Source organism: Brevibacillus daliensis, from assembly GCF_021245735.1.
In the GTDB taxonomy this organism is placed as follows: Bacteria; Bacillota; Bacilli; order Brevibacillales; family Brevibacillaceae; genus Brevibacillus_B; species Brevibacillus_B daliensis.
In genome coordinates, this window is record NZ_JAJISB010000025.1 from 56,975 (window position 1) to 70,576 (window position 13,602).

At 41.4% G+C, this 13,602-nt stretch carries 14 protein-coding genes; 11 read left to right on the top strand and 3 right to left on the bottom strand.

Annotated features, from left to right (window positions below):
* The first annotated feature begins 46 nt into the window (after positions 1-46).
* Positions 47-1,204, top strand: a complete 1,158-nt coding sequence (locus LM917_RS17175) for a DUF445 domain-containing protein (RefSeq protein WP_232698856.1) — start codon at positions 47-49, stop codon at positions 1,202-1,204.
* Positions 1,205-1,628: 424 nt separating this feature from the next.
* On the opposite strand, the gene nhaC is transcribed toward LM917_RS17175, so the two are convergent.
* The gene (nhaC, locus tag LM917_RS17180) at positions 1,629-3,062 is read right to left on the bottom strand and encodes a Na+/H+ antiporter NhaC (protein ID WP_232698857.1); all 1,434 of its coding nucleotides are present in this window, start codon (positions 3,060-3,062) and stop codon (positions 1,629-1,631) included.
* 297 nt (positions 3,063-3,359) lie between these two features.
* Between nhaC and LM917_RS17185 the strand changes: the two genes are divergently transcribed.
* From LM917_RS17185 to LM917_RS17200, 4 genes are all read left to right on the top strand, one after another.
* Positions 3,360-4,088, top strand: a complete 729-nt coding sequence (locus LM917_RS17185) for a ZIP family metal transporter (RefSeq protein ID WP_232698916.1) — start codon at positions 3,360-3,362, stop codon at positions 4,086-4,088.
* Between the two features lie 11 nt (positions 4,089-4,099).
* Positions 4,100-4,558: a large conductance mechanosensitive channel protein MscL gene (gene mscL / locus LM917_RS17190; RefSeq protein ID WP_232698858.1), complete on the top strand. Its 459-nt coding sequence runs from the start codon at positions 4,100-4,102 to the stop codon at positions 4,556-4,558.
* A gap of 67 nt (positions 4,559-4,625) precedes the next feature.
* A complete protein-coding gene (locus LM917_RS17195) occupies positions 4,626-4,970 on the top strand; it encodes a YlbF family regulator (RefSeq protein WP_232698859.1) in 345 nt (114 codons plus the stop codon).
* Between the two features lie 230 nt (positions 4,971-5,200).
* Positions 5,201-6,511 (top strand): DRTGG domain-containing protein, encoded by a 1,311-nt coding sequence (locus tag LM917_RS17200; protein ID WP_232698917.1) that lies wholly within the window; start codon positions 5,201-5,203, stop codon positions 6,509-6,511.
* 169 nt (positions 6,512-6,680) lie between these two features.
* On the opposite strand, the gene LM917_RS17205 is transcribed toward LM917_RS17200, so the two are convergent.
* The gene (locus LM917_RS17205; protein ID WP_232698861.1) at positions 6,681-8,060 is read right to left on the bottom strand and encodes a hypothetical protein; all 1,380 of its coding nucleotides are present in this window, start codon (positions 8,058-8,060) and stop codon (positions 6,681-6,683) included.
* A 280-nt stretch (positions 8,061-8,340) separates the two neighbouring features.
* Positions 8,341-8,661, bottom strand: coding sequence for a YtpI family protein (locus LM917_RS17210; RefSeq protein WP_232698863.1), 321 nt, complete (start codon positions 8,659-8,661; stop codon positions 8,341-8,343).
* 272 nt (positions 8,662-8,933) lie between these two features.
* On the opposite strand from LM917_RS17210, the gene LM917_RS17215 reads away from it, so the two are divergent.
* The 6 genes from LM917_RS17215 (at position 8,934) to LM917_RS17240 (ending at position 13,580) form a co-directional block, all read left to right on the top strand.
* Positions 8,934-9,236: an EthD family reductase gene (locus tag LM917_RS17215; protein ID WP_232698865.1), complete on the top strand. Its 303-nt coding sequence runs from the start codon at positions 8,934-8,936 to the stop codon at positions 9,234-9,236.
* 134 nt (positions 9,237-9,370) lie between these two features.
* Positions 9,371-9,763: a PaaI family thioesterase gene (locus tag LM917_RS17220; RefSeq protein ID WP_232698867.1), complete on the top strand. Its 393-nt coding sequence runs from the start codon at positions 9,371-9,373 to the stop codon at positions 9,761-9,763.
* A 53-nt stretch (positions 9,764-9,816) separates the two neighbouring features.
* Positions 9,817-10,602: an enoyl-CoA hydratase-related protein gene (locus tag LM917_RS17225; protein ID WP_232698869.1), complete on the top strand. Its 786-nt coding sequence runs from the start codon at positions 9,817-9,819 to the stop codon at positions 10,600-10,602.
* A gap of 60 nt (positions 10,603-10,662) precedes the next feature.
* The gene (paaK, locus tag LM917_RS17230; protein ID WP_232698871.1) at positions 10,663-11,976 is read left to right on the top strand and encodes a phenylacetate--CoA ligase PaaK; all 1,314 of its coding nucleotides are present in this window, start codon (positions 10,663-10,665) and stop codon (positions 11,974-11,976) included.
* Positions 11,977-12,019: 43 nt separating this feature from the next.
* Complete coding sequence (locus LM917_RS17235; RefSeq protein WP_232698873.1) at positions 12,020-12,793, top strand: enoyl-CoA hydratase-related protein; 774 nt, start codon at positions 12,020-12,022, stop codon at positions 12,791-12,793.
* 10 nt (positions 12,794-12,803) lie between these two features.
* The gene (locus LM917_RS17240) at positions 12,804-13,580 is read left to right on the top strand and encodes an enoyl-CoA hydratase-related protein (RefSeq protein ID WP_232698875.1); all 777 of its coding nucleotides are present in this window, start codon (positions 12,804-12,806) and stop codon (positions 13,578-13,580) included.
* Positions 13,581-13,602 lie beyond the last annotated feature (22 nt).

A 13,602-nucleotide genomic window follows, 5' to 3' on the forward strand; every position in this document is an offset into this window, starting at 1 on the left:
ATGGTATGAGTTATCAAATATTTTGGTTCCATATAGGAGTGGTAAGATGAGTGCTTGGCTCACATTGCTAATCAATGTAGGCGTGGGTTCAGCTATTGGTGGTATAACAAATGAGCTTGCCATACGTATGCTGTTTAGACCATATAGAGAGATAAAAATAGGCGGATTTGCCCTTCCGTTCACACCTGGTCTCATTCCGCGCAGACATCAACAAATTTCGTTCGAAATGGGAAGGCTGGTTGAAGATCATCTTCTGACCAAGGAAAGTGTCAAAGAGGCGATTCAGTCATTGGATGCAGAGAAGAAGCTGGTGGAATGGCTGGCAACGCAAGTCCACACATGGAAAAGTAGCGATGCTACTTTGAAAGAAGTTGTGGGGCGTCATACAACAGAAGTGTTTGATGAGGAAGGCGGACTACATCCTCGTATCCGCCAGCCACTCTATCAGCTGTATGACAAACAGGTCGCACAACTTTTGCAAGGAATAGAAAGTCGCCCGTTTCACTTATTACTTCCTCCTGTTTTGTTGGACAAGCTGGATGATGCCATAGATACATTGGGTGATCTACTCATAAATCGAGTGAGGGAGTATATCCTTTCAGAGGATGGACAGATGTATATGCAGCGTATGGTTCGCTCCATGATGACTAAAGGTAGTAATAAATTAGGTGGATTCTTCAGCATGTTTCTTAGTGACGAGCGGCTGATTTCCAAAGTTACTCCGTATCTGGAATCGATGCTAACGAATCAAGAAATGATCCATAAAGTAAAGCGTACCCTGCATAAGGAAGCAGAGCGACAATTAGAAAGACCAACAGGTGATTTTATTCTTCTATTAGGTACAGAAGGGCGAAAAGAGTTGCAGGAGCTACTGTTTCGTAATGGAGAAAAAGCTGGCTTAGCTCTTCTGGATAGGCCTATTTCTTTGGTAGTGTCTCATTTCGAAGAGAGAATTGTCACCATGTGGGGGCCTCGTTTGGCTCGGCTGGTAACGAAAAAGTTGGAAGATAACGTGGAACGATTATTTGATTCAATTCAAATTAAAGAAATTGTGACCAAGCAAGTAGAAGGCTTCCCGTTAGAACGCCTGGAAGAGATGATCATAGGCATTTCAGGCAAAGAATTCCGCATGATCACAATACTTGGCTTTGTTCTTGGGGGAATCATTGGTCTGGTTCAAGGATTGATAAACTTTATTTTGTAGATAAGATAATGAAAAGCAAGAAGCTGCTTTCATCATAAGGTGGAAGCAGCTTCTTAGAAAGGCTTCAAAACTTAATTAGTACTGTAGTGGGGTGGCAGAAGAAGCACATTTTTGGTCTGCGAACTCGTTAAGGTCACGCAACGAAGCTAATACTGTCCGCTACACAGTAAAGAGTGCGGAAAGTGCAAAAAGAAGCCATTCTATGTAGTGTTTCATGGGTTGCACTTTTTAGCCCGCACTCTTTGCTGTATAGCTAGGTAGGACCTTAAATAGTTCTGGACAAAAAATGTGCTTCTTCTGCAAACAGCTTCAGTGCAAAAACAGGAACAATCACAACAGCATGAAAAGAGAAGCTGATTTTCTCCACTATTGCAGGAAGAAAACCAGCTTCTTCGAAGGGACTTCGATATAAGTTTTTCTTATGTTAAGTGATGGATTTTTCTAGTTTAACATTCCGTGGTACTTGCCCTGCTTTTTCGGCAGTAGGAACGCCTATACCAGTAACGCCTAATATCATTGTAATGACAGGACACAAGAGACAGAAGAAGGCGTAAGGAAGGTAATCCAGCGTTGGCACTCCCAGTACACCAGTCAGGTATACCCCACAAACACTCCAAGGAACGAGCGGATTCACAACCGTTCCCGCATCTTCCAAGACACGAGAGAGGTTTTTACGCGCTAATCCCAGTTCATCAAATTTGGTTAAGAAAGCTCGTCCAGGCAAAATAATTGACAGGTACTGCTCACCCACGAGCACATTGACACCTATACCAGAAATTGCAGTAGAGAAAATAAGTCGTGCTCTAGTCTTTACAAAACGTTGAATCGAAGACACTAGATCCTGAATCATGCCGATCTCATAAAGAATACCCCCAAGACCAAGCGCGAGCAAAATGAGTGAGACGGACATCATCATGCTTTGAATTCCACCCCGAGACAGAAGGGAATCAATTGCTGCAATTCCTGTTTCTGATACATAGCCGTTTGCCATCACATTTAATAATTGTAGCAATTGCATCTGAGGTTGTGTGATGAAGATCAGCACAACAGAAACAACGATACCGACAAATAAAGCTGGAATAGCTGGTACACGTTTAATTGCTAGTACAAACAAGACGAGAGGCGGTAAAAAAGTAGCCCAGGAAATGTAGGAATTAGCCATTAGACCTTGTTGCATAGTTTCGAAATCAGTTAAAACAGAACTACCTTGCGAACTCCCAATCATCCAGAACAAAACGAGTGAAATCGCAAAGGCAGGAAGTGTTGTCCACATCATGTGTCGAATATGCACGAACAGATCAACATGAGCCATACCAGGTGCCAGGTTAGTTGTATCCGATAACGGAGACATTTTATCTCCGAAGAATGCACCAGAAATGACTGCACCTGCGATAAGTGCCGGTTCAAGCCCCAGCATACTTCCCATACCCATAAAGGCAACACCCAGTGTAGCTGCAGTTGTAAAGGCACTTCCGATACTCGTACCGACAATAGCACATAAAATAAAAGCTGTGACGAGGAAGTAATCGGCTGAGATCAGGTTAAATCCATATACAATCATGCTGGGAATAGTTCCTGCACTGATCCATACAGCAATCAATACACCGATTAGCATAAAAATGATCACGGAAGTTATCCCCGATGAAATACCTTCTCGAATTCCTTTATCCATTACACGCCAGGGTATTTTTTTTATAAAGCCGTACCCTACTGCTAACATCAAACAAAATAGAATGGCGAGATGTGGAGGGGCTTGCAGAACAAGCACAAGATAACCAATCACCACCAGTAGTAGAATGAGTAGGATGAATGAATGTACAGGATTTGTCCAGCTTGATGATGAATGTTGTTGCTTCATCTGTGTAACCTCCATTTCTAGATAATTGATTTCGTAATAAGTATATTACATTAACGCTTATCCGCTTTTCTGTACTAAAGTGAAGCGGAATGTATTTATCGTACATGAAGAGAAAAAAATTTACAACCAAATTAATTTTTATTTATATATAATTATTTATGTTTCAGAGAGTCTATTTATTGGTAACAGATACAGTTAGACAGTATAACGAATGTAGCTTATCAATGAAAAAAAGTTTTGTTAAAATAAAAAAGTAAATCATACACGGGGATAGGATTGAAAGGAACGGTAACGAACATGAATGAAGTAATAGTTGGTAGTACAATTTCCGCTCTTGCAACAGGTATAGGAGCAATTCCTATTCTCTTTTTTCGACAGGTTACACATCGGTGGCGTGATATTTTACTGGCATATACAGCAGGAATAATGACCTCTGCGTCCATGTTCAATTTGATTCCGGAAGCACTTGCTGCCTCCAACCTACTGATTATTACTATCGGAATTTTATTAGGAAGTCTTACTCTACTTATTTTGGAAAGATTTGTGCCACACACTGATCTTGAGCACAGTAACAATACCTTTCAGATTGAAGGAAAAGCATTTCTGGTTATTGCAGCCATTACCTTGCATAACTTGCCGGAAGGGTTGTCCGTCGGTGTCAGTTATGCGAGTGGAAATGACAGTTTGGGAACGCTAATAGCCTTTTCAATAGGGTTGCAAAATGCACCAGAAGGCTTCCTGGTTGCTCTGTTTTTGGTAAATCAAAACATAAATAAATGGAAGGCACTTGGAATTGCCACATTAACGGGAGCTGTCGAAATCGTAACCGCATTGATCGGGTTCTATCTCAGTTCTATAATCGGTGGATTGGTACCGTATGGACTATCCTTTGCGGCTGGTGCTATGATGTTTATTGTCTACAAAGAATTAATTCCAGAAAGTCATGGAGATGGTAATCAGCGTGTAGCTACCATGTCATTTATCTTGGGGTTACTTACTATGATTTATCTAACGGAAATATTTTAAGGGTGATGAGAATGTGGAAAGAATTTAAAGAGTTTGCGATGAGGGGAAATGTTATTGATCTAGCGATAGGGGTAGTGATTGGTGGTGCCTTTGGTAAAATCGTCACGAGTCTGGTTAATGATATGATCATGCCACTTGTGGGGATGCTATTGGGACGAGTTGAATTTAGTAATTTGTTTATCAACCTTTCCGCTACGGATCACAAGACAATAGCAGAAGCAAATACAGCAGGTCATGCAACACTTAATTATGGCTTATTCATTAATGCAATCCTAGATTTTCTTATTATTGCTTTTTCTGTTTTCTTCGTAATTCGACAACTTAACAAACTACGTAAACAAAAAGAGGAACCGAAAAAGGAAGAGGCGAAAACAAAAGAGTGCCCGTTCTGCATTTCGAGAATTCCAGTTGCAGCAACACGTTGTCCTGCTTGTACTTCGCAATTGGTAAAAGCAGAAGAGGGAGCATAAGGTAAACCAGTACCGAGATGGTGTAGCAACAATTGGTAAAAACTGACAAAGAAGGCGAGGAAAAGAAATGAATTACGATAAAGCCCATGAATTAGCACGCTCTATTAAGGAGAGCGCTGAATACAAAATGTTTTTGGCAGCTCAAAAGAAAGTGAGCGAAACTCCCGAGTCAAATCGCATGTTGGAAGACTTTCGTCAAAAGCAGTTTGAATTTCAAATGAAACAAATGAGTGGACAAGAATTATCTCAAGAAGAGATTGAACAAATTCAAAAACTGTATGAGATTATTCAGCTTAATGATGACATTCGCAAGGTACTAGAAGCAGAGCGTATGCTGGGTCAAATTATGGAAGATATCAACAGAATTATTGCAGAACCGCTGCAAGCTTTGTATGGAATGGGAGAAAAATAAAGAGTAATACAAGATTATTGCAGTTTCTGGCGAATGAAATCCAATTGTAATTCGTTTGTAACATTCCTGTAATATTAAGGGGATATGATAAAAACATGATGAAAACCCCCTTAATTTATATACGTGTTTTGGTGTAACGGGCGCCGTTGCACCCTTTTTTTTTATACTCGCTTGCGGTATGCTGTTTCAAGGAAGCTTTTCATATATAGAGAGGGTTGTAGGTGATTAACATGGCAACCAAGCATGAACAAATATTACAGCATATTGACCGTCTTCCGATCGGTACCAAGATTTCGGTTCGACAAATTGCCAAGGATCTTGAAGTAAGCGAAGGCACAGCATACCGAGCGATTAAGGAAGCGGAAGTACAGGGGTATGTGAGCACCATAGAACGAGTAGGAACGGTGCGTATTGAAAAGAAACAAAAGGGAAATTTTGACCGACTTACCTTCGCAGAGGTTGTAAATATCGTAGATGGTCATATATTAGGCGGAAAAGATGGACTGCATAAGACACTGCAAAAATTCCTGATCGGTGCAATGAAGCTGGAAAACATGGTCAAATATATTCAACCAGGAAGTTTGTTGATTGTGGGTAACCGTGAGCAAGCACATCGTCTCTCCTTGCAAAACGGTGCGGCGGTACTGATTACAGGTGGATTTGATACGTCTGATGAGGTAAAACAACTGGCTGATGAAATCGAACTGCCTATTATCTCTACCACGTATGATACATTTAGTGTGGCATCCCTGTTAAACCGTGCCATTTATGACCGTTTAATTAAAAAAGAGATTGTCATGGTAGAGGACATTGTAAAGCCACTGGAAGAAGTACCAATTCTTTTCTCGACAGATACGATTAAGAAGTGGCATCTATACACAGAAAAATATAAGGACACACGATTTGCAGTAGTAGATGATACGGGTAGGCTACTGGGGATTTTAACTTCGAAGGATATCATTGGTAACGAGGAAAATGTAAGTGTGGAAAAAGTTATGACACGTAATCCGATTACCACCTCGCCACGTGTCTCTGTAGCATCGGCTGCGCATTTAATGGCATGGGAAGGGATAGAGCTCTTGCCGGTTGTGGACAACTTCAAAAAACTGATCGGTGTCATCACGCGTCAGGAGGTATTGAAGGCTCTTCAATACATGCAGAAACAGCCACAGTTAAGCGAAACGTTCCCTAATCTTATCATGAGCAATTTCCGTGAGGAGAAGGATCGTGACACGGTGAACTATATCGGTGAAGTAACTCCACAGATGACCAATCATTTAGGGACAATTGCTAGCGGTGTCTTGACTACAGTCATGGCTGAAGCTGCTTGTAATGAATTGCGCCGTCATCGTAGAGGAGATATGGTCCCAGAAAATATAACTGTCTACTTCCTCCGTCCCGTACAAATTGAGAGTGAACTAGAGGTTAGACCACGTGTGCTTGATGTAAGCCGTCGCTTTGGTAAAGTGGAGGTTGAGGTGTATCATCAGGAGCATATGGTGGGAAAAGCCATGATTACTGCACAGATTTTGGAAAGATAGGTTTTTTTCCTCGAAGTGTATATACAAAAATGAAGAAGATGGGGGCACAGCATTGTGGCCCCATCTTCTTTTGCTTACAGATAAGAATTTATAAAAATTCTTATCTGCATAAGTGCAACTAAGGCTTTACCTGCACCAGAAGCTTGGTAAAGCCAAGTTTTCTAATTTTTTATGAAAGAAAGGCATGATGACGAACAAGATTACCTGGGAGTGTCACATACATAGGACCCCAAGCTGGATTAGCGTCGTGCATTTGCTTCAGCATTTGTATCATCTGAGTAAAAAGGCTTGTGAGGTCGGCACCTTGTGAGGCTCCTTGTGTTACAGCAGCTGCGACCACATGAGCAGCATATATCCCTGTTGCATAATCGACAGAAGGTGGGAGTTGATTCACCAACTGTTGACGTAACATGGAAACAATTTCTTCATCGCAGTCCTTCCAGTTTTGTATGTCTCCCAAGGCGTGATGTTCGAGCGCAGCCATCTTTTTATACATGATGACTTCTGCTGTTTGCTGGGCAGTGGATTTGGCATCATCAAGTGAAATAATCGTTTTTCCGATACGAATGGTGCTTACATCTTTCATGACTTCTTCTTCAATCAGATTGGCCCATTCACTTGCTTTGGAAAACTGGAGTAAACGAACAGTGGAAGCAGCGAGAAAACCGCGTAGAATATCGATGGGATGGGAATCTTGTTCCGGACCTTCATTGCGCAGAGTGGGGTCATTGCGATAAGCAGCCATTAATCCTCGGAAATAGCCGATAAGACCAATAGCGGCAGCAGGTCCCATATTGAGAATTCCCATTACATCAGAAGCCGTTTCATCAATTCGATTCGCCCAGTAATGTGCTAACAGCTCGGTTGTTCCTGATTGTAACAATTGCTGTCGAAGAGCGGAGCTAAGTTCCGAGGCAAGCCCTTTATCAGCGTGTAAAATATCATGTCCGGCAGTCTCATGTCCTAGCGTTGCCCAGCCGAATAAACAGCGTGTTGCGTGCGACGGTGGCAGGTTAACAATGGCAGTTTTTACACCGAATGTTTTGGTTGCTTCGCCTGTCCAAGTATAGGGTCCAAAATCAGGATTTCCCCATTTTACAAGAGGTGGAATGGTACCCAGATCAGATGGCTTTACGCCTTTTCGATCCTGTGCACTTAAGAAACCATCGTATAAATCGCTTACCACTTCTTGAAAGGCATCTGTTGATTCCTGAAGATACTTTTCTCCGTTTTGCAAAATGGTTTGTGCAATATCAAGCAAGAGACCTGCCTGACGAACATGTTGCGGATCTTGACGGAGCAACCGTTCAAATCCTGCTTCACCTAATTGTTCTAAAGTGGTGAGAAAAGGATTGAAAACAGCATCTTGATATAAAGGCGGTAAGCTGGATTTACTGGCAGTAAGGCGAGTAATAAGGGACTGGTAATCGAGTGGATGAAGAGGACCTGAATCCGTTACTAATGCTGCTAGACGTACATCTTCTGTGCACGCAGATAAATTAGAAACATCTGGGGGAAAAGTTGGCGGCATTGCAATTGGCAGAACCATGTACATACCTCCATTCAATTTTTCTAACCGGATGGCGTAAGAATAAGGGAATGCAGGAGCAGATATTGGTAATATTTGAGAGGGTCAGTGAAAGATAATTGCGAGGTTTGTTTTAATTAATACGATCAAAACAGGAAAAAGTTACAATAAATTGATATTTATTGGAAAGTAAATCCGCTACATTTTATAAACCCCCTACTGCAACAAAATGGATGGCATGTTAGACATGTTACTCCTTTTGTAACTAAAGGGGGCTTCTGTTATTTTTTCTAGACACGTATTAGTTCTTCGCGTTTAATTGTGCCGCTATTTGTCTCCAATCTTTTTTGTAATAGAGATAATTTCTAAATCCCAGTACCAGATTGGTTGTACCCACAATTAGCATAATGATGGCAACGACTACACGTATGGTTGTTACATCTTCAAAAGTAAACTGATTGGTTCCAAGTAATAACAAGAGAAGACCAAGAGAAATGTTCATTTTGCCGAGAATCATACGGGATTCAGCTGGATGGAGACCGCGTCGTCTTGCCGATATGCTATAAAAAACCCCCATAATACATGCCGCGACTATTCCCGTTACATATATGGCATTCCACATAAAGAGACACCTGCCTGATTATTAATTTGTAAATAAAGATTCTCACACATTATATCATTTATTCTGAATAAAATTGCACATCACACTTGTGAAAACGTTGCGAATAGTAGATATTTTTCATATAAAAAAACAAAATTGAACAAATGATGACAAAAAATTCATTGACTCTTGCTTGAATCTAAAAATATAATAAAAAATATAGTGTGCGTTATTATAACGTCACATAAAATAATGTCACATTTAATATTTTTAATTTTGGGAGGCTAGGTAACATGTATAAATTGGTCGCTGTTTATAAAAAGCCGGAAGATGTAGAAGCATTTGATCGTCATTATTTCGAAGTGCACGCGCCCCTTGCAGAAAAAATGCCAGGTCTTATCAAAATGGAAGTAAGCAAAGTAGTTGGAGCTCCTGGTGGAGAAAGCAACCTGCATCTAATCGCAGAAATGTATTTTGATTCTAAGGAAGCTGTATTGGAAGCGTTGTCATCTGCTGAAGGTCGTGCTGCTGGAAAAGATTTAATGGGTTTTGCAGGTAAAGTAGTAGCCATGCATATTGCAGAAGTATTGGAATAAAACATGGTTTGCAATGACTGAAAATTTATAATTTTATATCGATGTAGGCTATCTGCCACTAGTAATCATCATGGTAATGGTTGTAGATAGCCTCAATAATTAGAAGTATTTTTTGCATCAGGAGGACAAAGCAGATGCTAAATCAAAAAACGAATCGATTTAATGAGCATGTAGGTATAGAAGTGCTGCATAGAGATGATGAAGGCTGTCGTATTGCATTGACTGTGAGACCGGAGCACTTTAACAGTCTAGATAACGTTGTACATGGTGGAGTAACGGCTACCCTGGCTGATGTAGTGATGGGCCATGGAGCTGCACCTTATCTAAACGGAGTACAGCAATGTGTCACGGTAGAAACAAAAATTAACTATGTAGCCCCTGCAAAAGGAGAGCGTCTTGAAGCGGTTTCCAAAGTAATTAAAAGCGGGCGCAAACTAATAATCATGGAAGCACGTGTTACTTGCGATGGTGAGTTAGTAGCATTCGCTTCAGGGACGTATGCGAGAATTAATACCGAAAAATCGTAAATAACAATGCACATCTATCAAAATAGTGAATAGATTCTTGGGAGGGAAGAGGAATGGCAGAACAACATGTACGTTTTGAAAAAGAGGGATATATCGGGATCATTACACTCCAACGTCCCGATGAATTAAATGCACTAGGGTTTGCTACTCTTGTCCAATTGGAAGAGATCATTGAAAATGTGAGAATTGATAGTAAAGAGACTCGAGTAGTTCTTGTCAGAGCAGAAGGGCGTGCTTTTTGTGCCGGAGCTGATCTAAAAGAGAGAAAGACTCTTAATCAACAACAAGTTAGACGGAATGTTCGTAAAATTCGTGATGTTTTTAGTGCTATCGAACGTCTCCCGCAACCGACCATTGCCTTGATTAATGGCTTTGCATTTGGTGGCGGTTTGGAATTAGCATTGGCATGTGATTTCAGATATGCCATAAGAGAAGCAAAAATGGGATTAACTGAGGTTAGCCTTGGGATTATTCCAGGTGCTGGGGGAACGCAGCGTTTGACCAGACTAGTAGGTCTGTCACTGGCGAAGGAGCTTATTCTGACTGCCCGTCGAATTGATGCAGAGCAAGCTTATCAGTACGGAATGCTTAACGGTGTGGTTGATGATCTGGATCAACTGCAACAGAAGGCGATGTCACTAGCGATAGAAATTACATCTAATGCGCCTCTAGCTGTTTATCAAGCAAAACAGGCAATTGATCGAGGTCATGGTGTGGATATTCAGACAGCGTTAGATATGGAGAGCATGTGCTACGAGGTTATTATTCCAACTAAAGATCGTATAGAGGCATTACAAGCCTTTCAGGAAAAAAGAAAACCAGTTTTCACTGGAGAGTAAAAGATGAATGAAGAGAAGTAAGGATTAGAGACATTGCAAATGTGAGAGGAGCAAGGAAAGATGATTTATAACAAAGAAATGGAAACGTTATCAAGAGAAGAAATGCAAAAAATCCAATTGGAACGCTTGAAAAAAACAGTAGCTCACGCTTACGAAAACGTGGAGTTTCATAAAAATTCATTTGCACAAGCAGGTATTAAACCAGAAGATATTCAAACTTTAGATGATTTGCAGAAGATTCCGTTCATGAAAAAGACAGATCTACGAGAGAACTATCCGTTTGGTTTATTCGCAGTTGGTATGGATCAGGTAGCACGCATTCACGGTTCTTCCGGAACAAAAGGAAAGCCAACGGTTGTAGGATATACAAAAAAAGACATCGAGAACTGGTCTGAGGTAGTAGCGAGATCAATTTGCTTGGCAGGAGGACGTCCAGGTGATATCTTCCATAACGCTTATGGATACGGATTATTTACAGGTGGATTGGGACTTCACTATGGTATCGAACAAATGGGAGCCGTAGTTGTACCGATCTCAGGCGGAAATACATCACGCCAAATCACATTGATTCAAGATTTTTTACCGCGTGGATTGTCAGGTACGCCATCTTACATCTTAAATATCGTGGAAGAAATGAAGCGATTGGGCTTAGATCCGCGTGAATCTAGCGTAGAGTACGGGATTTTCGGAGCAGAACCTTGGTCTGAGGAAATGAGAGAACAGCTTGAGACGGAGCTAAATATTAAAGCGGTTGATATCTACGGATTGAGCGAAGTAATGGGACCAGGTATCTCCTGTGAGTGTCATGAAGGACAAGATGGACTTCATATCGCTGAAGATCATTTCTATGCAGAAATTGTTGATCCGAAAACTAGTGAAGTATTGCCGTATGGCGAACAAGGTGAGCTTGTGTTTACTTCACTTACAAAAGAAGCTTTCCCAGTTCTACGTTATCGCACAGGGGATATCGCTTCTTTAAATCCAGAGCCTTGTGTATGTGGAAGAACGTCATTAAGAATGTCACGTATCAAAGGACGAGTTGACGATATGCTGATTATTCGCGGCGTAAATGTTTTCCCGACGGAGATTGAGTCCGTTCTTCTCTCCTTCAAAGAGCTTGCTCCACATTATCAAGTTGTCATTGAACGTGATGGAGCTTTGGATCGTTTCGAAGTTCACTGCGAATTAACTCCAGAATATTCTGAGTTGGGTGAAGATACTAGTAAACTGGTGAAGCAGATTTGCCACAGAATTAAAGACATGTTAGGGGTATCCGTTCTACTGAAAATGGTAGCTCCTTATTCCATTCAGCGAAGTGAAAGCAAAGCGATCCGCATAGTTGATAATCGGAACGTAGCAAAAGTAAGCTCATAACTTTTACTTCCAGATAAGTTCACAAGGAAAGCGAGGATGATCCATGTCTACCGAATTGATTAAGGTGAAGACGGATGAGCAGGTTGGTATCATTACGTTGAATCGCCCACAGGTCCTTAATGCTTTGAACTTGCAACTCATCGATGAATTGGTAAACGAGCTTGAGCGGATGGATCAGGATAAAAATATACGGGTTATTGTTTTGACAGGGAATTCAAAGGCATTCGCAGCAGGTGCAGATATTAATGAGATGGCAGAAGAATCAGCTATCTCGATCATGCAAAAAGACCAGTTTGCAGTGTGGGATCGCATGTCACTCATTTCGAAGCCGATTATCGGGGCTATCAGTGGCTTTACACTAGGTGGCGGTTGTGAATTGATGATGAATTGTGACATGGTAATTGCCTCCGAAACAACGCTGATTGGTCAGCCTGAAGTAAAACTTGGGGTAATGCCTGGTGCTGGCGGCACCCAGCGTCTAGTAAGAGCAGTTGGTCTCAGAAAAGCGATGGAGATGCTTTTGACAGGCGATCCAATTACAGCAGATCAGGCCTTGGCATATGGCTTAGTTAATAAAGTGGTTCCCGTAGAAGCTTATTACAACGAAGCAATTAAGTTGGCTAAACAAATTGCCAAGCAACCACCTCTTGCGGTTCAGCTAATCAAAAAAGCTGCTCATAAAGCGGAAGATCTCACGCTTACAGAAGGTATGCAGTATGAACGCAACTGCTTTTATCTGTTACTTGCAAGTGAGGATCGTAAAGAGGGCATGCAGGCTTTTATTGAAAAGCGAAAGGCACATTTCCAAGGAAAATAGGAGGGCAATTATGTACGAAACCATTCAATATGAAGTCATGGACGGCGTGGCTGTAATTAGGATGAATCGCCCGGAAAAATTTAATGCCTTTACCGAACAAATGCATAAAGAAATAATATCTGCCTTCAAACAGGCAAACAAAGATCATAATATTCGAAGCATCATGCTTACAGGGGCAGGAAGAGCTTTTAATGCAGGTCAGGATTTGTCTGACGTAAAGGGAGAGACCATCGACTATGGTGGATTCCTTCGCGATCGTTACAACCCGATGATCATGCAAATCCAGCAAACGGAGAAACCGATTATTGCAGCAGTCAATGGTGTAGCCGCAGGTGCCGGGATGAGCATTGCACTAGCTTGTGATATCCGAGTAGCCTCTCAGAAAGCATCGTTTGTAAACGCATTTGTGGGAATCGGCTTGGTTCCTGATTCCGGTGGGTGTTACTTCCTGCCTCGAATTGTAGGTATGGGGAAAGCGTTAGAATTGGCAATGACAGGCGAAAAAGTATCCGCAGAAGAAGCATATCGAATTGGTCTTGTAAGTAAAGTATTCGCTCCCGAGACTTTTGAAGAAGAGGCATTTGCCTATGCAAGTAAGTTGGCTACTCTACCTACAAAAGCGATCGGATTAATCAAGAGAACCATGTATAAAGGAATGAACATGAATCTCTCTGAAACGCTTGAATACGAAGCATTTGCGCAAGAAGCTGCGGGTAATACCCGAGATCATAAAGAAGGTATCCAGGCATTTCTGGAAAAACGAACTCCTGATTTTACCGGACAGTAATAGCATAAAGGAGGTTTCCACC

Excerpts from the sequence above, each read along its gene's own strand:
- LM917_RS17235 (WP_232698873.1), top strand. The coding sequence starts at position 12,020 with ATGTCTACCGAATTGATTAAGGTGAAGACGGATGAGCAGGTTGGTATC.
- LM917_RS17205 (WP_232698861.1), bottom strand. The coding sequence starts at position 8,060 with ATGGTTCTGCCAATTGCAATGCCGCCAACTTTTCCCCCAGATGTTTCT.
- LM917_RS17185 (WP_232698916.1), top strand. The coding sequence starts at position 3,360 with ATGAATGAAGTAATAGTTGGTAGTACAATTTCCGCTCTTGCAACAGGT.
- LM917_RS17175 (WP_232698856.1), top strand. The coding sequence starts at position 47 with ATGAGTGCTTGGCTCACATTGCTAATCAATGTAGGCGTGGGTTCAGCT.
- LM917_RS17225 (WP_232698869.1), top strand. The coding sequence starts at position 9,817 with ATGGCAGAACAACATGTACGTTTTGAAAAAGAGGGATATATCGGGATC.
- nhaC (WP_232698857.1), bottom strand. The coding sequence starts at position 3,062 with ATGAAGCAACAACATTCATCATCAAGCTGGACAAATCCTGTACATTCA.
- LM917_RS17215 (WP_232698865.1), top strand. The coding sequence starts at position 8,934 with ATGTATAAATTGGTCGCTGTTTATAAAAAGCCGGAAGATGTAGAAGCA.
- LM917_RS17240 (WP_232698875.1), top strand. The coding sequence starts at position 12,804 with ATGTACGAAACCATTCAATATGAAGTCATGGACGGCGTGGCTGTAATT.
- LM917_RS17200 (WP_232698917.1), top strand. The coding sequence starts at position 5,201 with ATGGCAACCAAGCATGAACAAATATTACAGCATATTGACCGTCTTCCG.
- mscL (WP_232698858.1), top strand. The coding sequence starts at position 4,100 with ATGTGGAAAGAATTTAAAGAGTTTGCGATGAGGGGAAATGTTATTGAT.
- LM917_RS17195 (WP_232698859.1), top strand. The coding sequence starts at position 4,626 with ATGAATTACGATAAAGCCCATGAATTAGCACGCTCTATTAAGGAGAGC.
- LM917_RS17210 (WP_232698863.1), bottom strand. The coding sequence starts at position 8,661 with ATGTGGAATGCCATATATGTAACGGGAATAGTCGCGGCATGTATTATG.
- paaK (WP_232698871.1), top strand. The coding sequence starts at position 10,663 with ATGATTTATAACAAAGAAATGGAAACGTTATCAAGAGAAGAAATGCAA.
- LM917_RS17220 (WP_232698867.1), top strand. The coding sequence starts at position 9,371 with ATGCTAAATCAAAAAACGAATCGATTTAATGAGCATGTAGGTATAGAA.